The following is a 22,534-nucleotide window of genomic DNA, read 5'->3' on the forward strand; positions in this document are numbered from 1 at the left end:
GATAAAGTGGCTTTTTGCATTCATTACCAGATCAACTATCTTGTTTTTACATTTTATCTATTTGGTATCTACATCCACCGACACGGACATACCAGGACGTAGCCGAGCAAGCTCTGGCTGATTTGGGTCTAAGTCGATACGTACCGGAATGCGCTGAGCGATTTTGATATAGTTTCCTGTCGCGGGATTGGCAGCGCCAGCACTAAATTCACTACCTGTTGCGGGTGAGATATTGCTGACATGCCCGCTAAACTGCGTGCCACCCAAGGCATCCACATGAATGGTAGCGGCTTCGCCAACTGTCATGTTTGCTACCTGCGTTTCCTTAAAGTTGGCAATAATCCACACACCTTTTGGTACGATATACATGAGCTGCGTACCAGCACTAACAAGCTGTCCCGCTTGTACATTTATTTGACTCAGCTGACCTGACTCTGGTGCTCGAATAACCGTATTTTCAAGGTTAATCTGTGCTTGCTTGGCACCGGCTTCTGCATTTTTGATGTTAGCATCAAGAGATGAGCGGCTGCCACTGGTTTTTTCACGGGCTTCACGTGCCACTTGCAAGTTTGCTTCCGCTTGTTGTACGCCTGCGAGCGCCTTGGCAAGCTGAGCTTCGGCATGAGCAACCTCTGCTCTTGATACGGCGCCAATGGCGACCAGTCCCTGATAGCGCTTCACATCTTCACGAGCACTTGTGACACTGACTTTCGCACTGTTTAGATCCGCTTCACGCGCTTGAATCTGTGCTTGGCTTGACCCTGTATCTTGCGCATTACTAGAGCGATTGGTCACGGCCACTTCAATATTAGCTCTTGCCTGTTCAAGTTGCTGCTGAAAGCTACGGTCATCTATTTTTACCAACAAATCACCTGCTTTTACGCTGGCAAAATCTTGTACGGCAACTTCAGTCACGTAGCCAGAAACCTGTGGGCTGATAATGGTTGTTTGACCTTTAACAAAGGCATTGTTGGTTTGCTGAACGGTTGGCGTAAAAGGCGGTAGTTTCCAGGCATAGAGAATGAGTGCCACACCAATAACAATCAAAGCAATGAGTAAAGCCAAATTAAAAAACGATTTCTTTTTGGGTGACCAACCTGTCGAGTCGGTTATTGGCTCTACGGGTGGCATAGGTGTGGCATCAACGGTCTTATTTGCTACATTCTCAGTATTATTAGCATTAGTGTCATTAATATCAGTATTTGTGCTTTCAATAGCCGTATCCGACTTAATTAAATCAGGATTTATCTCGCCATCGCCAGTAGTTAGTTTCGCTCCATGGATTGCTGTTGCAGGCTCTATAGGGGTTTTGATGGCTGAACCAGTCTGATTTGTGCCATCAGGATTGGTAATTGCATTGTTAGGTTCATTGTTATTCGCGTTGTTAGGTGTGTTTGCGTCATCAAGGCGATTGGGTTTGTCTTCGTTCATGACGCGCTCCTAAGGGTTTTAATAAACATAATAGATAACTTTAAAATAATAATTAGAGAGAGTAATAGATATAGAATACACAATAAAATCTGTACTATCTGCTATTTTTTGCCCATCATTTCTGCTAACGCCGCCAGCTCTTTGCCAAGCGGGTTGCGCTTATGATACAGGTAATAAAAATAGACCATCAATAAATAGAGCGCGGTAATCGTAGCAGCCACTGCCATTAAAAAGAATAAGTCATCATAAGCGGCGACGGTCGCTTGGCGCTGAATACCTTGCAACATTTGGGTCATTTGAGCAGGATCACCAGCAGTCATCGAGCTGACCATATCTGCATAGTGCATCTGCGTGCGGATAGTGGTAAAGGCTTGAATACCTGCCGCACCTGCCAAACCGCCAACCGTTTGTGAGATACCAAAAATGACAGAGAAGCTAATAATATAGGCAGGTCCATTGGCAATCGCACGGAACATCCCTTCAAATACCATCGGTCCCATAAAATATACGGCAGCAAAGGCAATGATAAATTGGCTAAAATAAAACATAATAGGCGCAGAATTAAGTGATACACCGGTATCTATCCAAGCACCGATCGCAATCAGTGCAACAGCAAAAATTACCGGTCGACGTAGGTCCATTGCATTGGTCGTAAAGATACTAAGTACCAATGCCAGCGCACTGGCTGCTAAAATAATGGCATAAAACACAATCAGCTGATCGTTGCCATAGCCAAGGTTTGCCAACAATCCTGCTGCGCCAACGCTTTGCTCGGACAGCAAAATACGCATGACAGCACCGGTTATCATAAAGGCGATAATGGTTCGGCTACGCATCCAACGTACTTGCAACATCGGGTTTTTACGATGGGTTTCAATCCATAATGCAATGGTAATGGTGACAACAGCAATAATCAATGGATAACTGAGCCAAGGCGTCGTCCACCATAAGATACGACCTTGTACCAAAAATACCGCCAATGCAGCAAGACCGGTCGCAAAAAAAGCAAAGCTGACGATATCAAGTTTTTCAAAGACTTTTTCGGTATTACCACGAGGTAGCTCAAGAATATTAATGAGCCCAAAGCATATCAATGCCAGCCCAACTTGAAATAGGAACAAACCTTCAAGTTGACCATCAGCTGCTAGATAAGGCGAGATGATACGGGATAAAGGCACCCCAAACTGCACCAAGCCAAAGCCCAAGATTAGCCCGCTGATACGCCGCGCCGTTGGCATACCTTGCAGACAATAAAAGATAGACAGCACTGTCATGGCACTGGCGACCACACCACTAAACCCCCGAGCAATCAGCTCTAAATAATAAGGCTCGATGCTAATGCCAGTCGTTGAGCTCAGTAAATTACTACTGACCAACCACTGCATGCTAGTGGCGGCAAGCAAAAAGAATAAGGTGATTTTGCTAAACAATGGCATACCAAACTGTTGGCGTATCTTATACAAAAGTACGGTGACACAAGCATTGGTCATATTATAAGCGACCGATATCCAGCCACCTTCAACAGGTGTCAGACCCATCTCTCCTTGAATTTGAGAGAGGTTAGCGACCAATAAACCGTTTTGGAAACTGGCTGTGATACCGATAAAAATACCGATGAGTAAATAAAATACCTTTCGGCGTGTAGGATGGTCGGGTGTGGCAGGCGAGCCCAGCATGAACGGCTGTTCATGAGGCTTAAATTGATAGTCGGTACTCATAAGGCAGGGTCGATCTGTATAGGGGAATTGATTGACATAAGACAGCTCCTAAACAGGACTTACGACAGTTGCAATGACATCCATTAAGCGTAATGCTCGGTAATAGAGTGATAGAACCAAAAGAAGTGCATAAAAGCTGCTTTAAATATTTTATCATAGTTTTTGCTGAGGATTTAGCATCCGCGTCTATTTTATGAAGTTAGCAAACTATAAATAAAAAAGCAGCCTATCACGTAGGCTGCTTTTCTGTTTTAATGATATAGTCAATATCCTTTAATATTGATATAAAATTACACTGACTATATCTCCATTAATATACGTTGCTGGTTTCATCATGATTCGCCTCTAAACGCATCGCACGCTGATAACTATCGAGGCTAGCAAGTTGTAGCGCGTATTGTTTGATATGAGGATAATCCTCTAACGCTTCACGCTTGGCAAGCATAATCAAATCAAATGACAGCATAAAGTCTGCACCGCTAAGCTTATTACCGACGATAAATGACTTACCTGCCACCTCATCATTTAGATAGCTAAGCAGCTTATGTTTTTCTTGAGCGATATATCCTTGCAAAAAGGCATTGTCACCAGCGCCTGCTTTATTGGTAAATAATTCAAGCAATAATGGCAGCATCAGCGAGCTTTCTGCAAAATTAATCCACTGCAAGTAATGGCCATAATCTGCGCTATCAGTAGCAGGGCGCAGGCTATCGGCAGCAAAGCGTTCAATCAATAGTTCAGTGATCGCCCCTGATTCCGCATAAAGCTCGCCATCCATCTCAATAACCGGAGATTTACCAAGTGGATGTACCGCTTTTAAGCTATCTGGTGCTAGATGCGTTTTGGCATCGCGCTGATGGCTAATAATCTCATAAGGTTGCCCTAATTCTTCTAAAAGCCATAAGGTACGTAATGAGCGTGATTGATTGAGATGATGTAAGCGAATCATGGGGTTAACCTTTTAGCTATTTTAAATGTAGCGTATTTTATATATTAAGCCTGTAGCTTGGCGAGTAAACGCTTCGCCGCTTCTTCTGATGAGGCTGGGTTTTGACCGGTGATCAACAAGCCGTCTTCTACCACATAGGATTCCCAGTCCGCTCCTTTTTCATAGTTGCCACCATTAGCTTTAAGGACATCTTCTAATAAGAAGGGCACCACGTCTGTAAGCTGAACACCTTCTTCTTCAGTATTGCTAAAGCCTGTTACGGTTTTACCTTTAACCAAGTATTCGCCATCAATTTTGACGTTTTTAAGCGCAGCAGGTGAATGACAAACGAAAGCCACGGGCTTATCTTGTTTGATAAATGTCTCAATCAGTTCGATCGAGTTTTTGTCAACGGCTAAATCCCATAATGGACCATGACCACCTGGATAGAATACGGAATCGAAATCTTCAGCGTTCATATCAGCCAGTTTTTTAGTATTCGCAAGATGCTCTTGAGCTTCAGAGTCTTCTTTAAAGCGCTTGGTATCTTTAGTTTGCGCATCTGCTGTATCACTACTTGGATCTAGTGGTGGTTGACCGCCAGCAGGAGAAGCTAAGGTAACATTGACACCGGCATCTAAAAAAGCGTAGTAAGGGGCGGCAAATTCTTCAAGCCAAAAGCCTGTTTTTTTGCCAGTATCGCCCAGTTTATCGTGTGAGGTTAGTACCATTAAAATATTCATAATTATCCTTGTTTATAATTGACGTTTATTGTTGAGAGTTATTATTGACGTTTATGATTGCTATTTATAGTTTAAAGCTATCAGGGCTGTGTCGCAGTTAGCATTATAAAATCAGCGTTGCTACTAAGCATCAGCAATGCTGAAAAACTAACTGCTCACAGTATTCCTTTTTTACGACTGACTTTCAGTAGCTGTATTAACGATTTATGTTGTTAACTGGTTATTTTAAGACACCTTGATGTCAGCTGCTTTTTACTACTCGTTCATCTAGACTATTGAACGTCAGCCACTTTTACCACGGTTTTACCAAAGTTTTTACCATCAAGCATATCGAAGAAAGCTTGTGGTGCTTGCTCTAAGCCTTCAACGATATGTTCTTTGGTTTTTACTTTACCTGAATCAAGCCAGTCGCCCATGGTTTTTAAGAACTCAGGGAAGTGGTCGCCATATTCTTCAAAGATAATAAAACCTTTGACCGTTAAGCGTTTACTTAGAATATTGCCCATCAGTACACCTAAGCGGTCTTTACCATCAGGCAGTTCAGTGGCGTTATATTGTGAAACCAATCCGCATACTGGGATACGTGCATGAGCATTTAGCAATGGCATAACCGCATCAAACACTTTGCCGCCGACGTTTTCATAGTAGATATCGATACCATCTGGGCAAGCAGCTTTTAATTGCTCGGCAAAATCGTCCGCTTTATGGTCGATACACACATCAAAGCCAAGCTCATTCACCGCGAAGTCGCATTTTTCTTTACCGCCTGCTATACCGACAGTATGCAAACCAAGCTGATTGCCCGTTTGTCCGACGGTTGCGCCGACAGGACCAGTAGCTGCTGCAACGACTAAGGTTTCGCCTTTTTGTGGTTTTCCGATATCGGTTAAACCCATATAGCCTGTGAAGCCTGGCATACCAAGCACACCCAAACCGTAAGATGGATTGGTCATATTTTTATCAAGCTTTAGTACGCCTATCTCATCACTGACGCTATAATCCTGCCAACCTGAATTTGACACAACCAAATCACCGACGGCGAAATTAGCGATATTGGATTCGACCACTTGTGCAACCGTTCCACCTAGCATCACATCACCAACTTGTAGAGGGTCAGCATAGCTTGCGGCATCGCTCATACGTCCGCGCATATAAGGGTCAAGCGACATATAGACGGTACGTAGTAGCATTTGCTTGTCGTTTGCTGTTGGAATCTCACCAATGGCTAGCTCGAAGTTATCGGCAGTTGGCGCGCCATGTGGGCGGCTGGCAAGTTTGATTTGACGGTTTTGTTGTTGGTTTTGTTGTTTGTTAAAGCTCATGATAAATTACCTTCTTTTATTTATTCTAGGTTGTAAGGTTAGCCGCCACTTTGAAGTGACAGGCTAATGGTTATTATAATGTTCAAGGTGTTAGGCTGCGCTGGTAATGGCACGCTCTAAGATACGACGTGATACTGCTAAGTCATTTTTACCATGCTCACCCAGTTTGACCATTTTGTGAGCTTCAAGTTGGCTGATGATAGGGTCGATGGCAGCAGCGTCTAAATCTGCATCTTCTAAACTCACCGGCAGACCAAGCTCGCGGAAGAATTTTTCAGTCTGTTTGATAGCCGCTTCAATGATGGCATCATCATTTAGCTCAGTACCATTATCCTCTGCTTTAATGTTCCAAACGTTACGTGCATATTGAAGGAGCTTGTCTTTTTTGCTGTCTTTAAGCTCACGTAGTACGGATGGCAACAGGATAGTTAAGGTGCGGGCATGGTCAATCGCATGCAATGAAGTCAATTCATGACCAATCATATGCGTCGTCCAGTCTTGTGGTACACCCGTACCAATCAAACCGTTTAGCGCCATGGTCGCTGTCCACATGATATTTTTACGTGTTTCTAAATTCTCTGGATCTGCTTTTACCGCGGCACCTTCTTCAATCAGAATTTTCAGTAAACTCTCAGCAAAGGCATCTTGGACTTTTGCGTTGACCGGATAGGTCAGGTATTGCTCCATGACGTGTACAAAGGCATCCGCTACACCGTTCATCACTTGGCGCTCAGGCAAGGTCATGGTTTTGGTTGGATCTAAAATTGAAAATTTAGGGAAAGCTAGTGGATTACCAAACGGTAGCTTTGCTTGACGTTCACTATAGTTGATCACGCCGCCCGAGTTCATCTCAGAGCCGGTCGCTGGAATAGTCAATACCGCACCCAAATCAACCGCTGAGTCGATGTTTCGGCAATAACTTGTCAACGCATTCCACGCTTGCTCGCGTGATACCGTGCCATCTTCTTCAGTCAATGATGAGACCAGCGCGACAAACTTACTGCCATCAATCACTGAACCGCCACCAACCGCTAATAAAAAGTCAATATTATGCTCATTGACCATATCAGCTGCTTTTAATAGCGTCGTAAACTCTGGATTGGCTTCAATACCACCAAACTCAAATACCTCACGATTGCCACTGGCTGCCAATGCTGTTTTAACTTCATCCAACGTACCCGTACGCTGCGCTGAACCGCCACCATAAGTAATCAGTACACGAGCATCTGTCGGTACAAGCTCAGCTAACTTCTCGATTTGACCTTCGCCAAAGACGATACGGACAGGGTTGTAATATTGAAAGTTATTCATAAGATTCCTAGTAGATTCATAAGTACGAAAAAAGTATTTAATAGTTAAGATAAGGTATGCAGGTTATTTGCATCTGTTCGCATTATATATTAATTAGACCGGTCGTCTAGTAATTATTTTTAATATTTACAAAACTATCGTATAAGTGTTTTTCACGATAGGAGTATTAAAATGCTATTCAATTGGGTTTTAAGTAGAAAGTTGAGTAGTGTGCTTAGAAATATCCTTGCCTACTAACGATTGAAGGTTAGCCAAACAAGGATAGAGAACAGACAAGTATGAAAATAGAAGAAGGCAAAAGGAGCGTGCTTAGCGTCCCATCTCTGTCGTTGTCATCTGCCAGACTTCTGCTAACGGTGTATCCGTTTGGCTAATCTTAGCTACTAAGCTAGCGCCTAGCCAAGCAAAGTACCAACGCTTTGCCATACTCTCAGCGGCGACATTATCGAGACGAGGAACAGATTTATCCTCCCAACCGACTTTAATTTGAGTCGCAAGCCAAGTAATGGTTTGCAAGTAGCCGGCATGCAAAACTTTACGCATGGGCTCAGACATATCGGCAACTTCAGCGCTCAGCTTCACGACCAAGCATTTCTCATGATCACAGTTATTTTGCTGGGTGTCATACCAGTTTTGAAAATAATCATATAGTTTTTGCTGGGCACTAACATTTTGTGACCCAATAATATCTAAGCGCTGCTTATACTGGGTAAAGTAGTGGCTGATAATCGCCTCGCCAAAGGCTTCTTTTGACGCAAAATAATGATAAAAAGACCCTTTAGGGACGCCTGCGGTATCTAAGATCTGCTTAATACCAACTGCGGTAAAGCCTTTTTGTGCAATAAGCTTATAGCCTGTCATCAATAGATGTTCTTTGGTATTTGATAGCGCAATATTTGAAGCTTGGTTGTCAGTATTGGGTGTGTTTATTGCATTGGGTATAGACATAGTGCTTATGTTCTCCTTAGAGAGACGTATTTTTAAGTGTAAATTATTAGATATGAATGGTTTATAAGAATAAATTACGTTTGTTCAACAAAGAATAAGGTTAAAAGACGTTTATTTCTATACTGTCTATGTTAGCATTAGACCAGTCGTCTAGCAAGTTGCATTTATTATAGGTGCTTAACTGCCATAGACGATAAATAGCAAAACTTAGAACTTATAAATTTATAAAAGAGTTTGTTTAATTAAATATCAACTAAAAATAAATAAGGATAATTATGTCAACCGAGACTAAAAATACCCCGCCAAATGCTTATACGGATTTCCATTTGCAATATATCGCAGGCGAATGGAAAAAAGGTGATGATGATAGTATTAATACCGATACCAATCCTTTTAACGGTGAGACGTTAGTAGAGATTCAACAAGCGACAGATAAGCAGTTGGATGAAGCTTATCAAGCTGCCAGTGAGGCGCAAAAGCAATGGGCACAGCAAACCCCGAACGAGCGTGCTACTATCCTTTATAAAGTAGTGAATATTTTTGATCAGCGTCAAGATGAGATAATTGATTGGCTCATTAAAGAGTCGGGCAGTACGCGTATTAAGGCAATGGTCGAGTTCAGTAGTGCGCGTGCGATTACCCTTGAAGCCGCAAGTTTCCCTAATCGCGTCCATGGTGAGATTCGTCCGTCTAACACGCCAGGTAAAGAGAACTTTATCTATCGTGAGCCGATGGGCGTGATTGCGGTAATTAGCCCATGGAATTTCCCGCTACATTTGACCCAACGCTCAATTGCGCCAGCATTGGCATTAGGTAATGCGGTAGTACTGAAGCCTGCTAGTGATACACCGATTACGGGTGGCTTGCTGCTTGCAAAAATATTCGAAGAAGCGGGTTTACCAAAAGGGCTGTTAAACGTCGTCGTCGGTAGCGGTAGCGAAATTGGCGATGCGATTGTCACCCATGACATTCCAAGTTTGGTTTCCTTTACCGGCTCAACCTCAGTTGGTAAGCATATTGGCGAATTGGCAAATGGCGGCGATTATATTAAGCAAGTGGCGTTAGAGCTCGGTGGTAACAGTCCGTTTGTCGTGTTAAAAGATGCTGATATTGAGCAAGCGGTGAAAGCGGCAGCCTTTGGTAAGTTCCTACATCAAGGTCAGATTTGTATTGCGATTAACCGTATCATTGTAGAAGATGAGATTTACGACGATTTTGTTAGCCGTTTTGTCGCGCACGTTAAGACTTTGAATGTTGGTGATCCTAACAAAGCAGATACCGCAGTCGGTCCAATTATTAACGAAAAACAAGTAAAATCGCTCAAAGATAAAATTGCTAAAACGCAGCAAGAAGGCGCAAAAATGCTATTGAGCGGTGAGATAAAGGGTCAAATGGTGCCACCTCATATCTTTACCGAAGTAACGCGTGAGATGGATTTGTCTTGTAATGAAGTGTTTGGTCCTTTGGTCGGCATCATTCGCGCCAAAGACGAAGACGATGCGTTGTCGATTGCTAATGACTCTATGTATGGCTTATCAAGTGCAGTGTTTACTCAAGATATGGCAAAAGGCTTGCGCTTTGCCCGTGGTATCAAAGCTGGCATGACCCATATCAATGATATCTCGGTCAATGATGAAAGCAATGCACCTTTTGGCGGCGAGAAGAACTCAGGTATCGGACGCTTTAATGGCGAGTGGATTCTCGAAGAATTTACTACTTTACATTGGATCTCGGTGCAGCATACGCCGCGTGATTATCCTTTTTAAATACGCAGTTTTAAATAACCCATTCTAAATATTTTAAATGAAAATTTTAGTATAAAAAAAGACTGCCTTCGGGCGGTCTTTTTTTATTCGTATAGGATAACGAAAGATATATAGAGGCTATCTTTAAGACTATTAAAAATCAAGGTCATATTAGATAACATGGCTTACTCTCAAAAGCGTTACTATTATTAATAATATCGCGCATATTGTTATTAAGAACCAGGTCGTTTTAGCCCAGTTTTGCATAATCCCATTACTCCAATATATTCGTTATATTGAATATAATATATAACAATATAAATAAGTCAAACTCTTTAGAGCATCATGGAGATTTCAATGTGTTGTAGTCAGTTTTTAGGAGTAATAGATTATCACTCTTGATATCAATTAAAAGACCGCTACATGGCGGCCTTTTAAAAAAATTCAAACATAATTATTTAAGATGAAAGCCCAATAAACCCTGTATCTCTTCAATAGTCATGTGCCTAACGAGCGCTTGTTCTTCAACCGTTAAGCGGTTGGTATGTTCCTTTATCATTGTATAAATGCTGCGAGAAATCTCAGACGTCGTGGCATAGTACATTTGCGGCTGTTCTTGGGTAAGCTTGATTAAAAATCTATTAATAATTTTATGCTTTTGAGTGGAAGTGTGTTCTTCGGTCATGGCATTCTCCTAGGTATAAACTATTTAAGCAGGCGCTTGAATGATAGTCAATCATGATACTGAGAATAATGATAAATATCACAGGCTGCTGTTTAACAAGGCATGTATAGTATTTTCTATTATAAAGTATTATATTTATTCATAAGTAATTTATTAAGTAAATCTAATTAAAAATATTGGGGATAATAATGGGCAATCAGCCAGCAGCTACGTTATCACAAACACTGATGGACAGAAAAATCGTGTTGATGCTGTTCCATAATGATTTACGGATTAATGATAATGCAACCTTACTAAAAGCGGCTGAAATAGCCAGTGATAATAACGGACGACTGCTGTGTGTTTATGTCTCAGACATGGCAGATTTGCTTGCCGAGCAGGCTAGTAAACCACTTTATCAGTTTGCCGATATGGGGCAGGCACGCACGAAGTTTTTAGTTGAGAGCTTGGCTGATTTGGATAAATCACTACAACGCCTTGGCAATAGATTGCTGTGTTTAGAAAAACAACATTCAGTACAAGACGATTCATCCCAAGAGTTAAATGACTTTATACGGCTATGCCAACTTATCGAGCAAAAACAAGTCACTGATATTTGTGTCAGTCAAACTGCAGACTATTATCAAAATCAAGCTTATAAGGCCTTGCAACATAAATTCCCGCATATTAATTGGCACAGTCAGTCAACAGCGACACTATTTGCTGCTATGCCAACGGATGAGCTGCCCAAAAGCTTTACTCAATTTCGTAAACAGGTAGAAGCACATCATAATTTATTAACCGCAGAAAGTGGTTTTGAGGTTTATCAGACACCAGAAGCATTGCCACCCATGCCCGATAATATACTGAATGGTCACCAATATTTACTAAATCAACAATCTGAGGATTTATTACAGCAAACAAAACCATCTGAATTTCAAGGCGGTGAAACAAGCGCTACCAGTCATTTAAATAGCTATTTTAATTCTCAAGCGCCTAGTACTTATAAGATAACTCGTAATGCGCTGGACGATTGGACGCACTCCACTAAGTTTTCAGCGTGGCTAGCGAATGGTACATTATCGGTCAAAGTGCTACTGAATCGCTTGCGGCTTTATGAAGCACAAGTTATCGCAAATGACTCGACTTATTGGATATGGTTTGAGCTGCTATGGCGCGAGTATTTCCACTGGTATGCAATGGCTCATCAACAAAAACTGTTTTGGTTCCGCGGTATTAGTCAGCATGCACCAACAACTTGCCTTGATACAGAACGTTTAGAGCAATGGCAAATGGGTACAACGCCATATCCTATCGTCAATGCTTGTATACATCAGCTGAAAGCAACAGGCTATATGTCCAATCGAGGCAGGCAAATCGTTGCAAGTTGTCTGATTCATGAGTTGAATCTTGATTGGCGTTATGGTGCTAGCTATTTTGAGCAGCATCTTATCGATTATGATGTTGCTAGTAACTGGGGTAATTGGCAGTATTTAGCAGGTGTAGGCGCTGATCCACGGGGGTGCAGACAGTTTAATCTTAAAAAACAAACACAACAGTATGACCCCAACGGTGACTTTATTAAAAAATGGCAAGGGAATAAAATCAGTGAATAGCGGTAATAAGCCTTAGATTAGATACCTTAATACGAGATAAATGAATACTATGAAAAAACCTAGTCCTTATTTAACTTTTGCAGGCGCTATGCCATTTGTGCTTAGTGCTATTTTTATTACTATCGGTATTGACGCTATCCCAGTTTTGGGGGAAATTGGGCATGTTCTTTCGATTTACGGCTTGGTGATAGCGTCATTTATGGCAGGCGCGCATTGGGGTAATCATCTGAGTTTAGCTGATGACAATACATGGGCGGTCAAGCTACCTATATTTAGTAATATTATCGCGCTTGCACTGTGGTTAGGGTTTCTAATTTTATCAAGTGCTGGTTTTATTTGGCTGTTGGTCGCGGGCTTTATTAGCATGTTAGTGATTGATTATGGTCTGCATCAAGCGCATATTATTAATAATGAGTATTTTAGAGTAAGAAAGTACGTCACTATAATAGTGGTTGTTGCACTTATTATTGCAGGGGTTCAGTTGTAGGTTTTTATTGGTTATCTTGATTTTAAAAATCATTATGTTCAAAATTACAATATTCAAAATAATGGTATAAATACTGCTATAGATTCTAATTTGACGCTTAGCGCTATTTATATCATTGATGTTATTGTTACAGGAATAGGGCTTTGCTTAGTCGAAGAAGTAAAGGAGCTTGGTTATGAGATACCTATTTATTTCTCTTTGCTACTTTAGCTTACTGTCTTGTGCGACTATTCCTGATCAGGCTTATCATAAAGTTGTCTGCGATATAGAAGATTCTTGCGCCAAAACAGAGTTAGATGCCAATATCAAGCCAGTCACCAATATGGTGATCGTCAATGGCGTATCAGTATTTCGAGAAGATCAGGTGGAGAAAAAACAGGGAGATACTATTGCTAATACCTCCTTCAATTTACTTTACTTGGAATATGCTGAGAATGGTCAAAAATTTGAGGGCACTAGGCAGCTCGATGTCATTAAGCGTGCCATGGCAACTTCAAACAAACCGGTTTATTTGGTTATTTATGTGAATAGTTGGAATAATAATGCGAGCAGCGACCAGCCAAGCCCAGATTTAGTCAGTTTTCCTTATCTACTCGCTCGTCGCAATTTCCAGAATCCAGAGATGAATGTCATCGGTGTGTATATTGGCTGGAATGGTAAAAAACATCAGAATGCTCTAGCCAATATTTTATCGGTACAAAATAGAGCAAAAGTTGCGGATACGATTGGTAAAAAAGGAGAGGTAAGAGCAGATATTATTTCTTTGGTAAATAATGTGCAAGAGAACCCTCATTCAGGATACACGCTTATCATAGGCAAATCTTTTGGTGGGCGACTGTTGTCCCGAGCTTTTATCGATGATTTAGCACAAGCAAAATCGGTTAAAGATTGGCCTCTGGGAAGTCGTTCATTGTTAGTGACATTAAACTCAGCAATAGGGGCAGACGCTTTTGATAAAATATATCAAAATATGCCGGATCCTGACCCTAACTCTGGTTTAACACTGCAACGACCCTTTTGGATAAATCTAACCTCAAAAGATGATTGGGTGACTGGGAAAGCATTCCCAAAAGCGCGATTAATCGGACAAAAGCTCTCTGATTTGGCGAAAAAAAGAACGATTGGACATTATATACCCTATGTTTCTCATTCTATTACCATTGAGAATGGTGATTCTCCATATAAAAAATTTGAGTGTTTTTCTAGCTACAACAGTCATGACAGCCATGATAGTCACGGCATTGAAGCGCAAGATGGAAAGGCAACGCTAATGCCAATGCCTAATGTCAGAGGCATAGAACCATGGTTCAAAATACCCTTGCAAGACCCAAATTATAGTAGAGCAAATCGACGTAATGATAATGGAAATCTGACGAATAGTTTCTGTGATGAGACACGATATGTATATGAAAATCCAAATGCTATAGGAACGGATGGTCGTTATTACACGACTGTTTTACGACCTTTATATCATCGATCGGAAAGCAGATTAGGTTATATGTGGAATTTCCACACCGATCAAAGTGTCATTGGCTATAGACCGGAAGAAGCAAAAGTCATAAAAAACTCAGGAAAACATAATGCCTATGTGCAGACCATTCTTGGTCGTATGGCTGACGATATGTTATTCACATCCCCAGAAAAGTAATTGGTTTTACGTGAATAAAAAAATGATAACTGTGCTTTATAAACAAACTTAAAAGCTAAAAACATTGAATAGTCAATAAGATTCATTTAAAATGAATCTTTAAGGTAGCTTTTCTAACATTCATTATAAGAAGCCTGCTATGCAATCGATTAATTTACCTACTAAGCCGCCAAGCTCGCCGCATCCTATACTCAACTTAAGCTTTCGGATATTTTTTAGTGCAGGGGCAATTTTTGCCATTATAACAATGGCATTGTGGGCATTTGTGTTTACTGGGCATACCGATATCGATGCACAAACCTTAAATCCATTATATTGGCACGGTCATGAGATGATTTATGGCTATGCGTTAGCCATAGTAGCAGGGTTTTTGCTGACCGCGGTGAAAACGTGGACCGGCGTTATGATGCCTTACGGTTATAGATTGCTGGGTATTTTTGTTTGTTGGTTGCTGGCACGTTTAGGCTGGATAGCATTTGGTTTAGGGTTTGATATTGGTCTTGAGCAAAGTGCTTGGTTGTTGTATATAGCTGCCGTGTTTGATTTGCTATTTGTCGGTTCTATGGCTTTTGTGGTATTTCGTGCTGTGTTACAAGTTAAGCAATATAAGCAAATGGGTATCTTGGCAAAGCTTGCGCTACTCACGCTCGGTAATGGCTTGTGCTACTGGGGTATTATCAGTGCCAATATGAATGTAACCAAAATAGGCGTCTATTTAGGTTTTTATCTTATTATTGGCTTGGTATTGACTATCGGTCGCCGGGTAGTGCCGTTCTTTATTGAACGCGGTTTGAGTATTCCAAATGCCGCAGGCGTGGCAGAAACGGTGACAGTACGGAATAGTAAGGTACAAGATATTACAAGTTTGCTATTCTTCTTCGCCTTTTTTATCACTGATTTATTTTATCCCAATAAATACTTGCTGACCATTAGTGCTCTTGGTGTGGCAGTGGTGAATATCGTACGCTTGATGGGTTGGTATCATCATAGTCTTTGGCAAAAGCCGTTGTTATGGTCGCTGTTCGTCGCGTTTTTAGGCATGTGTGTGAGTTTTATACTGTACGCGCTACAGCCGTGGCTCGGTTATAATCATAGTATTGCTGTACATGGATTGGCAATCGCCGGTATTGGTATGATGACGGTAGCGATGATGGCACGTGTGTCGCTTGGACATACAGGGCGTAGTATTCATCAGCCACCCAAAACGCTCAATATCATGTTTGCATTGATGGTATTGGTATTTATCAGCCGCGTGCTATTGCCACTTATCGATAATAGCCATTATTTATGGTGGGTAATGGCCGCGCAAGGGGCTTGGATTGCCTGCTTTATATTGTTTTGCAGCAGCTATCTGCGTATCCTAGCAAGCCCGCGTCCAGATGGTTTATTTGGTTAATGCTTGCTGCTATCTGTTTACTGATAGCGACAGTGATAAAAATGCATCTGAATGACAATATATGTTAAATGAATCCATTACTGATTAACAATAGGAGCGCTTAAAATGCGACTGACCAATTATAGTGATTATGCGCTGCGCTCATTAATATATTTGGCGACCAAGCCTGATCCGTATTTATTAGCGAATATTAGTGATATTGCCGATAGTTATCATATTTCTAAAAGTCATTTGACCAAGATTATTCACCAGCTTGGACAACTTGGTTATATCGATAGTGTGCGTGGTAAAAACGGTGGTATTCGCTTGGCCCTTGCCCCAAAAGACATTAATTTAGGTGTATTGATTAAACAAATTGAGCCAGATTTTAATTTGGTTGAGTGTTTTGCGACAGACTTGTCCGTTACTCCAAAGTCCGATAGTAATAATAATTTGGTAAATATCGACAGTAGCCACGAAGAACATATCGCTAAAGATGTCTCATTAACACTGGTTGATGAAGTAGCACAGACGGCTAGGGTAGGCTGTGTTATTAGCCCTGTCTGTCAGTTAAAGCAAGTGTTCTTTGAAGCGTTAACCGCTTTCATAGCAGTGCTTGAAGGCTATACCTTGGCAGATATTATTACTAATAAAGATGAGCTTGCAGCACTATTATCATAAGTTGTTTTCTTGGTTTTTAAGAGATGACTAAGATATAACAAGATTTTGTGATTTACTTAATGGCCATTGTTAAGTTATTATTAACCTTATAATACTCCAGTGTATATTATTTAAATTAAATCTAAGTTCGTATAAGGTTATACTATGAAATTTGTTTGTAAAATGGGCGCATCCGCTGTTATGGCAGCAATGTTATTAACAGGTTGTTCAAGTTTAGATGCTGCTAGTAATAATACTCAAGGTAGCACAGTACAAGTGGCGCCGACGCTGCAAGCAGGGTTTCGCTTTAGCGCTGCTGAGAATTTCGATATTGCCAATAAAGACAAGCTCGCGTGGCGTGTATTTTACGACAAACCATCTATAGGCACAGATGCTAAGTGGTTCGATGCAGTCAAACATGGAGATCTGGCGACTGTTAAATATATGGTGGCAAACGGTCAAAATGTAGAAGTCAAAGATACTGGTAGTCTTGATCAAACGGCATTGGGTTGGGCGGCATTTATTGGTTATGAAGATATGGTTGATTATCTGATTGCTCAAGGCGCAAGCTTGCAGGCGACTGATAAAGGCGATGTCTATAATGTCCTAAAATCTGCCGTATTGGGTAAAAATACCAAAGTGGTCAAAAAGGTATATAACTTACTAGATGCAAGTGAAGGCGTTGATTTAAACGATCAAACTCGCGAGAGCGATGGCGAGACCTTGATTATGGTTGCCGCTAGCAACAACCGCATCGAAACGGTCAAATACTTACTGTCAAAAGATGCCAATCCAAACTTGGTAGCGACGACTAAAGATAAGAAATTAGGTTCTTATAATCAAGGCGCGTACTCTTATGCTTGTACGCGCGGGCATGTAGAGATGCAGCAATTGCTAAAAGCAAATGGCGCTATCAATCATCGTACTGGCAAAGCAAGTTGTGAGTAATTTAAAAAATAAGTTCATAAACTTAAAACCTTACTTTAAAGAGATAAGCCAGTGTTTAAAATAAAAGTAGAACGTATTGTAAAAAAACCTATTGATGAGGTGTTTGAGGCCATAAGTGATCATGCCAGTTATGGATCATTTAAAGCGGTGAGTACTGCTAAGTTAGTAACTGAGGGTGATGATGAACGCAATGGCGTTGGTGCTTTACGAAGCGTACAAACGGGACCCATTAAACTTTGGGAGCGCATCACTGCGTTTGAGCGTCCTACTCATATGCAATATAAAATAGAAAAAGCTAGACCTGTAAAATTTAACCATGATAAAGGTATTATTGATTTAAGAGATTTAGGCGATGGAACCACCCACGTCACATGGATATCAGAAGGTCGAATAGTAGTACCATTACCCTTAATCGGTCGCTTGCTTGATCGCAAAATGCAAAAACAAGGTACGGTAGGATTTAGTAGCATACTCAAAGCAATAGAAAGCCGCTAACTCAGTGGCGATTTTGGCTTTTTCGCTATAATTATTCAGTGGTGGCTAAATTTAGTTGAGCCACCACTGTTAGTTTTAATCAGCTTTGTTTTTAGCCGCTTCAATCTCGTTAAAGCGTGCTAATTGCTCTGGAGTTGCTGGTTGTTGATACTTTTGTTTCCACTCGGGATAAGGCATACCATAGACGAGTTCACGAGCATCCTCATAGTCGATTTCAATACCACGCTCCTCACCAGCTGCTTTATACCATTTCGATAAACAGTTGCGACAAAAGTCAGCAAGATTCATGAGTTCGATATTTTGTACATCTTTACGCTCATCTAAATGAGCTAATAGACGGCGAAATGCTGCGGCTTCTAATTCGGTGTTGGATTCTAATTTCGCCATAATATTTTCACTAATACTTAATAGCTAGTTGTGTGTGCAGAGGTTCAAACTTTAACCTAACTTAACTTATGCGTTTTCAAGTTTAGGACGTGCTTTATCAATGGCTTTTAATAGCGCTTTCTCGAACTCACCGTCTTTAAATGTGACCAAATAAGAATGTGCTGCGCAAAAGTTGCGTACATCACGCCAGTCATGTGCTAATTTACTCGCCCAATCACAATATTGCTTGCCGGCATCTGGATCATTTTTCAGCGCTTTTTTGGTCGTTAGATGCAGCAATAATTCAGGTAATACCGCTTCTAGTAATTTGGTCGGTGGACTCATAAAAGTATCATCAACGTGTAAGCTTTTACTGGCAGGATGGAATGCTAGTAGCGAACCTGCATGAATCATCTCATTAGGTGCGATGTAGTGGATGCCTTGTGATATTGAGAACTTCAGCTCAGGATAACGCTTAGCGACCGCATCACTTTCGACTAAGTCCTTTGCCCACTGTACTTCAGGTACTTTTTTATGATGGCGACTACTGCCATAAAAAGTCGCTTGCGGAAAGTCTTTTGCCATTTGCGTACAATGTACAGTATGAAAGGGGTGGAGATTAAGTACTGCTTCGACATCTTGCCCATTGTTTGTCAGCGCCATTACTTGCGCTCGCAGGTCATCAGTCAAGGTATAACTGTCTAAAAAAACAAACTTTCCAGAGCTAAGTTTAACCAATGAGCATTGCGTGCCGATATTTAGCACACCGCCTAGGCGAAACGTACCACGAATGTTCCAAAACCCTGCTCCCAAATCTATGATTTTATCGCTCATTGATACTAATCCTTATGGTTTGTTTTCTTAAACTATTTTAGTGGTTAGATAGCTGCTAATTATAAATGCTTATAATAATGCCTATGTGTTCTTAGGCTTATAAATCCTACAATAAAAAAGCGTGCATAGAGTCTGCCATAAAAAAGATAGCAGGATGTGTATCAATATGCGAAGGTAGAAATGTATTGATTCGATGTAGTATTGGTACTGGATTGACAGTTCAGATTATTTACTCGGCTAATAGCTTGGTTAGCAACTTATCAATTTCTACTTTAAACTCTTTATCTTCGATTTTATTGGCAGTGATTTTTGCATTTTGTAGGCTCGTAATAGCCGCTTCTTTTTGCCCCAACTCAACTTGAATCACCGCCATAGAAAATGCAATGGATGACAGATGGTCTTTTGAATTGATGGCTTTGGCTTTCTCTAGCGCTTTATCATAAATGACCAAGGCTTCATCTAACTCTGCGGTAAAGTCAGCAAGAGTTTCCCACTGTTCTGGATGGTCTTTATCGGTGTTTTCATTGTCTATGCAAATCGCTTTTAACTCGCTATACAGCCAATTAAAGGCTTCTTGATGTCCTTTTCTGTCGGCTTCTAGGAGCTTTTCAGCTAAGGTATAGACGGACTTATATATTTTAGTACTAATCATGATTCACATCCTTTTTAAAATTGAGCGTAGCGTTTTAGGTAAAGCGGTAGAGAATATATTTCTGAAACTAGGAGCAAAGCTGTAGCTAGAATATGGGAAAATCGTTATTTTAACATTATTTGTGTTACTGCTGGACGGCAGACGTAAGCAGGGGCTGTAAAATAGCATCCTACTTGCGCTCACTCAATAGACGATTGAGTTTATCCATTGTTTATTATTGAAGGATTGAGAATTAAACAGTTGCGATAAAGTGGTTGTAGTAATTCGATTTTGGCGAAACAATTATTAGTGTTTTGTTAAATATAGTCAGCCCAAGCGATTTAATAAATTATTAATAAAAACTAGAAAGGATCACAATCATGGATGTCATTATTACTAATGCTCGCTTGGCAAATTATCAAGAGAAGGTCACGATAAAGATAAAAGATGGGCTGATTGCCGCTATCGAAGATAGTCATACTGAAAGCTATGAAGATAAAGCTTCTGAAAATAATGCTAATCCCACCATTTATGATGCTAAAAGCAACTTCGTCTGTGCAGGATTTTATGAAAGCCATATCCACCTTGATAAAGCCTGCATACTTGATCGCTGCAATATAGAAACTGGTGATTTGGATGAAGCAGTAAGTGAGACAGGGCAGGCAAAAGCAGAGTTTAGCGAAGACGATGTATATGAGCGTGCTTGCAAAGTGATAGAGATGGCGATAAAAAAAGGCACAGTGGGACTGCGTACGTTTGTAGAAACGGATGCCAAAACCCAATTACGCAGCTTTAATGCCATTAAAAAAGCGCGGGAAAAATATGCCTTTGCAATGGATATCGAGATTTGCGCCTTTGCTCAAGATGGTTTGACCATGGCGCCACAAACTTATGCGCTATTACGACAAGCTTTGACGCAAGGCGCGGATTTGGTTGGTGGTTGCCCTTATAAAGACGATCATCCAGACCGCCATATCGAGATGATATTTGATTTAGCAGAGCAGTTCGATGTCAATGTTGATTTTCATTTGGATTTTGACTTAGATCCTAAAGGCTCGAGCATCCCTAAAGTGGTTGAAGAAACTCTCAAACGTCAGTATCAAGGGCGTGTGTCGATTGGTCATGTGACTAAGCTTTCGGCGATGAATACCTTACAACGCGGCGCAATGGCAGGGCTATTAAAATTCGCGGATATTTCATTAACCGTCTTGCCTGCGACCGATATCTATTTAAATGGGCGCGATTATGAGGCATTAATCCCAAGAGGGATGGTGAATGCTAATGAGCTGGCAGAGTTGGGCATTAATACCACCATTTCTAGCAACAATATTCTCAATGCTTTTACTCCTTATGGTGATGCCTCGCTTATTAGAATGGGTAATATGTATGCCAATATCGCTCAACTCTCAAAAGACAAAGATATAGAAGCTGTCTTTGATATGATTGGTAAAAATGCGGCAAAGATACTGTCAATGCAAGCGGAAATTGCCATTGGCGCGCCTGCAACTCTAGTCGTCTTGGAAGCTAAAGATGCGGTGACCGCCATTAGAACCAACGCGCAGGCTTTGGCAGGCTTTAAAAACGGTAAGCAGACATTTTGCAATGCGTCGGCTGTTATTTTGAGCGGATTATAAGCAGTTTTTATGGTCGTAGGCTGATATGCGTGGGCTACTGCTATAGTCCTCCTTGCCACATAAAAATTTATCAAAACGTGTATCGTTATTGATATAGCGGTGCATCCATGCAATACCTGGTTTGCTCAGTAGTATCTCGTTAAAACGATAGCTTGGACAAAAGTGGCTACCATTTTTTATCTCAATCTTCATTTTAGGACCTGAAGCATTGTTATAAAAGACATTGCCATAATTTTTATTAGCTGCAATGCGATCATTTTGACAACTGATAAACAAAGCGGGCGTGTCCATGTCGCCATAGCTTTTTTCGTGATAAGGGGTTTGTGGAATAATGGCGCGTATGCTTGGGCGCTCGGTTGCTAAACGGAGTGCGCCACCACCACCCATTGACCAGCCGATAGCGCCCAAGCGATTGCTGTCTATCTGCGCACCGACGGTACTGTCATTGATGATATGATCAAGGGCAGCATTTAGTTGCGCGGCGCGGCTATCTGGGTTGTCATAGATAGAGTTGGTGTTAATAGTAATAACGACAAAGCCCCAAGATGCCAAACGCGGTCCCCACCATTTGATAGAGGATTCGTAAGATACATAACCAGGTATCACCGCGATAGCGCCTAATAGACCACAGCCACTGGCATCGGTTGGATAATGAATCGTACCACCACCAAAACCGTTTGCCAGCTGCCGCGGTACGTGCTTTTTAGCGACAGAAAAAGGACCATTGTCGCGAGTATCCGAAAGTTCAGCCGCACTAATGACGCTATCAGCAATACAGTTGGATGTTAGTAACGTTTCCATTGAAGGTGTTTTATCTGTCGTTAGAGCGTTCACGTTTAGCGAGAATAGTAGTACGCTAGTAGCGATTATAGATGTCGAAAAAGAAGGTGTGTTTAGCATCATAAATAGTCTGTTTTATAAAGGTTTTTTAGCGGATTGTGGAGCGTTGTCAATTACTATCAAAACTTAGGGCTAGTAAAAAATAATGGTAGATATTAATCTGCTATTTGTCAAAAATATAAATCACCTG

Annotated in this window: 21 protein-coding genes; 9 read left to right on the forward strand and 12 right to left on the reverse strand. The window is 41.1% G+C overall.

Features of this window, described 5'->3' with window-relative positions; all coding sequences use genetic code 11:
• Positions 1-57: 57 nt before the first annotated feature.
• From ACMHKH_RS09850 to ACMHKH_RS09880, 7 genes are all read right to left on the reverse strand, one after another.
• On the reverse strand, positions 58-1,431 hold the full coding sequence (locus ACMHKH_RS09850) for an HlyD family secretion protein (protein WP_413520463.1): 1,374 nt from the start codon (positions 1,429-1,431) through the stop codon (positions 58-60).
• Between the two features lie 101 nt (positions 1,432-1,532).
• Entirely contained in the window at positions 1,533-3,149 is a 1,617-nt protein-coding gene (locus tag ACMHKH_RS09855; protein WP_413520464.1) for an MFS transporter, read from the reverse strand.
• Between the two features lie 310 nt (positions 3,150-3,459).
• Positions 3,460-4,098: a glutathione S-transferase family protein gene (locus tag ACMHKH_RS09860; RefSeq protein ID WP_413520465.1), complete on the reverse strand. Its 639-nt coding sequence runs from the start codon at positions 4,096-4,098 to the stop codon at positions 3,460-3,462.
• A 44-nt stretch (positions 4,099-4,142) separates the two neighbouring features.
• Complete coding sequence (locus ACMHKH_RS09865; RefSeq protein WP_413520466.1) at positions 4,143-4,820, reverse strand: type 1 glutamine amidotransferase domain-containing protein; 678 nt, start codon at positions 4,818-4,820, stop codon at positions 4,143-4,145.
• A 272-nt stretch (positions 4,821-5,092) separates the two neighbouring features.
• Positions 5,093-6,142: an NADP-dependent oxidoreductase gene (locus tag ACMHKH_RS09870; RefSeq protein WP_413520467.1), complete on the reverse strand. Its 1,050-nt coding sequence runs from the start codon at positions 6,140-6,142 to the stop codon at positions 5,093-5,095.
• 90 nt (positions 6,143-6,232) lie between these two features.
• The gene (locus ACMHKH_RS09875; protein ID WP_413520468.1) at positions 6,233-7,453 is read right to left on the reverse strand and encodes an iron-containing alcohol dehydrogenase; all 1,221 of its coding nucleotides are present in this window, start codon (positions 7,451-7,453) and stop codon (positions 6,233-6,235) included.
• A 309-nt stretch (positions 7,454-7,762) separates the two neighbouring features.
• Positions 7,763-8,401: a TetR/AcrR family transcriptional regulator gene (locus ACMHKH_RS09880; protein WP_413520469.1), complete on the reverse strand. Its 639-nt coding sequence runs from the start codon at positions 8,399-8,401 to the stop codon at positions 7,763-7,765.
• A gap of 275 nt (positions 8,402-8,676) precedes the next feature.
• Between ACMHKH_RS09880 and ACMHKH_RS09885 the strand changes: the two genes are divergently transcribed.
• A complete protein-coding gene (locus ACMHKH_RS09885) occupies positions 8,677-10,167 on the forward strand; it encodes an aldehyde dehydrogenase family protein (protein ID WP_413520470.1) in 1,491 nt (496 codons plus the stop codon).
• Between the two features lie 433 nt (positions 10,168-10,600).
• On the opposite strand, the gene ACMHKH_RS09890 is transcribed toward ACMHKH_RS09885, so the two are convergent.
• Positions 10,601-10,831 (reverse strand): hypothetical protein, encoded by a 231-nt coding sequence (locus ACMHKH_RS09890; protein ID WP_413520471.1) that lies wholly within the window; start codon positions 10,829-10,831, stop codon positions 10,601-10,603.
• Between the two features lie 188 nt (positions 10,832-11,019).
• Between ACMHKH_RS09890 and ACMHKH_RS09895 the strand changes: the two genes are divergently transcribed.
• The 7 genes from ACMHKH_RS09895 (at position 11,020) to ACMHKH_RS09925 (ending at position 18,039) form a co-directional block, all read left to right on the forward strand.
• Positions 11,020-12,426, forward strand: coding sequence for a DASH family cryptochrome (locus ACMHKH_RS09895; RefSeq protein WP_413520472.1), 1,407 nt, complete (start codon positions 11,020-11,022; stop codon positions 12,424-12,426).
• A gap of 49 nt (positions 12,427-12,475) precedes the next feature.
• A complete protein-coding gene (locus ACMHKH_RS09900; RefSeq protein WP_413520473.1) occupies positions 12,476-12,913 on the forward strand; it encodes a DUF3429 domain-containing protein in 438 nt (145 codons plus the stop codon).
• Positions 12,914-13,088: 175 nt separating this feature from the next.
• Positions 13,089-14,561, forward strand: a complete 1,473-nt coding sequence (locus ACMHKH_RS09905; RefSeq protein ID WP_413520474.1) for a hypothetical protein — start codon at positions 13,089-13,091, stop codon at positions 14,559-14,561.
• 139 nt (positions 14,562-14,700) lie between these two features.
• Positions 14,701-15,957: an NnrS family protein gene (locus ACMHKH_RS09910; RefSeq protein ID WP_413520475.1), complete on the forward strand. Its 1,257-nt coding sequence runs from the start codon at positions 14,701-14,703 to the stop codon at positions 15,955-15,957.
• 105 nt (positions 15,958-16,062) lie between these two features.
• Positions 16,063-16,617 (forward strand): Rrf2 family transcriptional regulator, encoded by a 555-nt coding sequence (locus ACMHKH_RS09915; RefSeq protein ID WP_413520476.1) that lies wholly within the window; start codon positions 16,063-16,065, stop codon positions 16,615-16,617.
• Between the two features lie 144 nt (positions 16,618-16,761).
• On the forward strand, positions 16,762-17,544 hold the full coding sequence (locus ACMHKH_RS09920; protein WP_413520477.1) for an ankyrin repeat domain-containing protein: 783 nt from the start codon (positions 16,762-16,764) through the stop codon (positions 17,542-17,544).
• A gap of 51 nt (positions 17,545-17,595) precedes the next feature.
• The gene (locus tag ACMHKH_RS09925; RefSeq protein ID WP_413520478.1) at positions 17,596-18,039 is read left to right on the forward strand and encodes an SRPBCC family protein; all 444 of its coding nucleotides are present in this window, start codon (positions 17,596-17,598) and stop codon (positions 18,037-18,039) included.
• 75 nt (positions 18,040-18,114) lie between these two features.
• On the opposite strand, the gene ACMHKH_RS09930 is transcribed toward ACMHKH_RS09925, so the two are convergent.
• The 3 genes from ACMHKH_RS09930 to ACMHKH_RS09940 form a co-directional block, all read right to left on the reverse strand.
• Positions 18,115-18,426, reverse strand: coding sequence for a DUF1244 domain-containing protein (locus ACMHKH_RS09930; RefSeq protein WP_413520479.1), 312 nt, complete (start codon positions 18,424-18,426; stop codon positions 18,115-18,117).
• Between the two features lie 66 nt (positions 18,427-18,492).
• Entirely contained in the window at positions 18,493-19,239 is a 747-nt protein-coding gene (locus tag ACMHKH_RS09935; protein WP_413520480.1) for a hypothetical protein, read from the reverse strand.
• A 229-nt stretch (positions 19,240-19,468) separates the two neighbouring features.
• The gene (locus ACMHKH_RS09940) at positions 19,469-19,891 is read right to left on the reverse strand and encodes a tetratricopeptide repeat protein (RefSeq protein WP_413520481.1); all 423 of its coding nucleotides are present in this window, start codon (positions 19,889-19,891) and stop codon (positions 19,469-19,471) included.
• Positions 19,892-20,250: 359 nt separating this feature from the next.
• Here ACMHKH_RS09940 and ACMHKH_RS09945 point away from each other — a divergent pair, with 359 nt between their 5' ends.
• The gene (locus ACMHKH_RS09945; protein ID WP_413520482.1) at positions 20,251-21,504 is read left to right on the forward strand and encodes an amidohydrolase family protein; all 1,254 of its coding nucleotides are present in this window, start codon (positions 20,251-20,253) and stop codon (positions 21,502-21,504) included.
• Here ACMHKH_RS09945 and ACMHKH_RS09950 read toward each other — a convergent pair.
• On the reverse strand, positions 21,499-22,407 hold the full coding sequence (locus tag ACMHKH_RS09950) for a dienelactone hydrolase family protein (protein WP_413520483.1): 909 nt from the start codon (positions 22,405-22,407) through the stop codon (positions 21,499-21,501). The two genes, ACMHKH_RS09945 and ACMHKH_RS09950, sit on opposite strands and share 6 nt — an antisense overlap.
• Positions 22,408-22,534 lie beyond the last annotated feature (127 nt).

The sequence above is a fragment of the Psychrobacter glacincola genome (genome assembly GCF_965118485.1).
Lineage (GTDB): Bacteria > Pseudomonadota > Gammaproteobacteria > Pseudomonadales > Moraxellaceae > Psychrobacter > Psychrobacter glacincola_D.

What these genes read in the sequence shown, in the direction of transcription:
- ACMHKH_RS09850 (WP_413520463.1), bottom strand. Translation starts at nt 1,431, where the DNA reads ATGAACGAAGACAAACCCAATCGCCTTGATGACGCAAACACACCTAAC.
- ACMHKH_RS09855 (WP_413520464.1), bottom strand. Translation starts at nt 3,149, where the DNA reads ATGAGTACCGACTATCAATTTAAGCCTCATGAACAGCCGTTCATGCTG.
- ACMHKH_RS09860 (WP_413520465.1), bottom strand. Translation starts at nt 4,098, where the DNA reads ATGATTCGCTTACATCATCTCAATCAATCACGCTCATTACGTACCTTA.
- ACMHKH_RS09865 (WP_413520466.1), bottom strand. Translation starts at nt 4,820, where the DNA reads ATGAATATTTTAATGGTACTAACCTCACACGATAAACTGGGCGATACT.
- ACMHKH_RS09870 (WP_413520467.1), bottom strand. Translation starts at nt 6,142, where the DNA reads ATGAGCTTTAACAAACAACAAAACCAACAACAAAACCGTCAAATCAAA.
- ACMHKH_RS09875 (WP_413520468.1), bottom strand. Translation starts at nt 7,453, where the DNA reads ATGAATAACTTTCAATATTACAACCCTGTCCGTATCGTCTTTGGCGAA.
- ACMHKH_RS09880 (WP_413520469.1), bottom strand. Translation starts at nt 8,401, where the DNA reads ATGTCTATACCCAATGCAATAAACACACCCAATACTGACAACCAAGCT.
- ACMHKH_RS09885 (WP_413520470.1), top strand. Translation starts at nt 8,677, where the DNA reads ATGTCAACCGAGACTAAAAATACCCCGCCAAATGCTTATACGGATTTC.
- ACMHKH_RS09890 (WP_413520471.1), bottom strand. Translation starts at nt 10,831, where the DNA reads ATGACCGAAGAACACACTTCCACTCAAAAGCATAAAATTATTAATAGA.
- ACMHKH_RS09895 (WP_413520472.1), top strand. Translation starts at nt 11,020, where the DNA reads ATGGGCAATCAGCCAGCAGCTACGTTATCACAAACACTGATGGACAGA.
- ACMHKH_RS09900 (WP_413520473.1), top strand. Translation starts at nt 12,476, where the DNA reads ATGAAAAAACCTAGTCCTTATTTAACTTTTGCAGGCGCTATGCCATTT.
- ACMHKH_RS09905 (WP_413520474.1), top strand. Translation starts at nt 13,089, where the DNA reads ATGAGATACCTATTTATTTCTCTTTGCTACTTTAGCTTACTGTCTTGT.
- ACMHKH_RS09910 (WP_413520475.1), top strand. Translation starts at nt 14,701, where the DNA reads ATGCAATCGATTAATTTACCTACTAAGCCGCCAAGCTCGCCGCATCCT.
- ACMHKH_RS09915 (WP_413520476.1), top strand. Translation starts at nt 16,063, where the DNA reads ATGCGACTGACCAATTATAGTGATTATGCGCTGCGCTCATTAATATAT.
- ACMHKH_RS09920 (WP_413520477.1), top strand. Translation starts at nt 16,762, where the DNA reads ATGAAATTTGTTTGTAAAATGGGCGCATCCGCTGTTATGGCAGCAATG.
- ACMHKH_RS09930 (WP_413520479.1), bottom strand. Translation starts at nt 18,426, where the DNA reads ATGGCGAAATTAGAATCCAACACCGAATTAGAAGCCGCAGCATTTCGC.
- ACMHKH_RS09935 (WP_413520480.1), bottom strand. Translation starts at nt 19,239, where the DNA reads ATGAGCGATAAAATCATAGATTTGGGAGCAGGGTTTTGGAACATTCGT.
- ACMHKH_RS09940 (WP_413520481.1), bottom strand. Translation starts at nt 19,891, where the DNA reads ATGATTAGTACTAAAATATATAAGTCCGTCTATACCTTAGCTGAAAAG.
- ACMHKH_RS09945 (WP_413520482.1), top strand. Translation starts at nt 20,251, where the DNA reads ATGGATGTCATTATTACTAATGCTCGCTTGGCAAATTATCAAGAGAAG.
- ACMHKH_RS09950 (WP_413520483.1), bottom strand. Translation starts at nt 22,407, where the DNA reads ATGATGCTAAACACACCTTCTTTTTCGACATCTATAATCGCTACTAGC.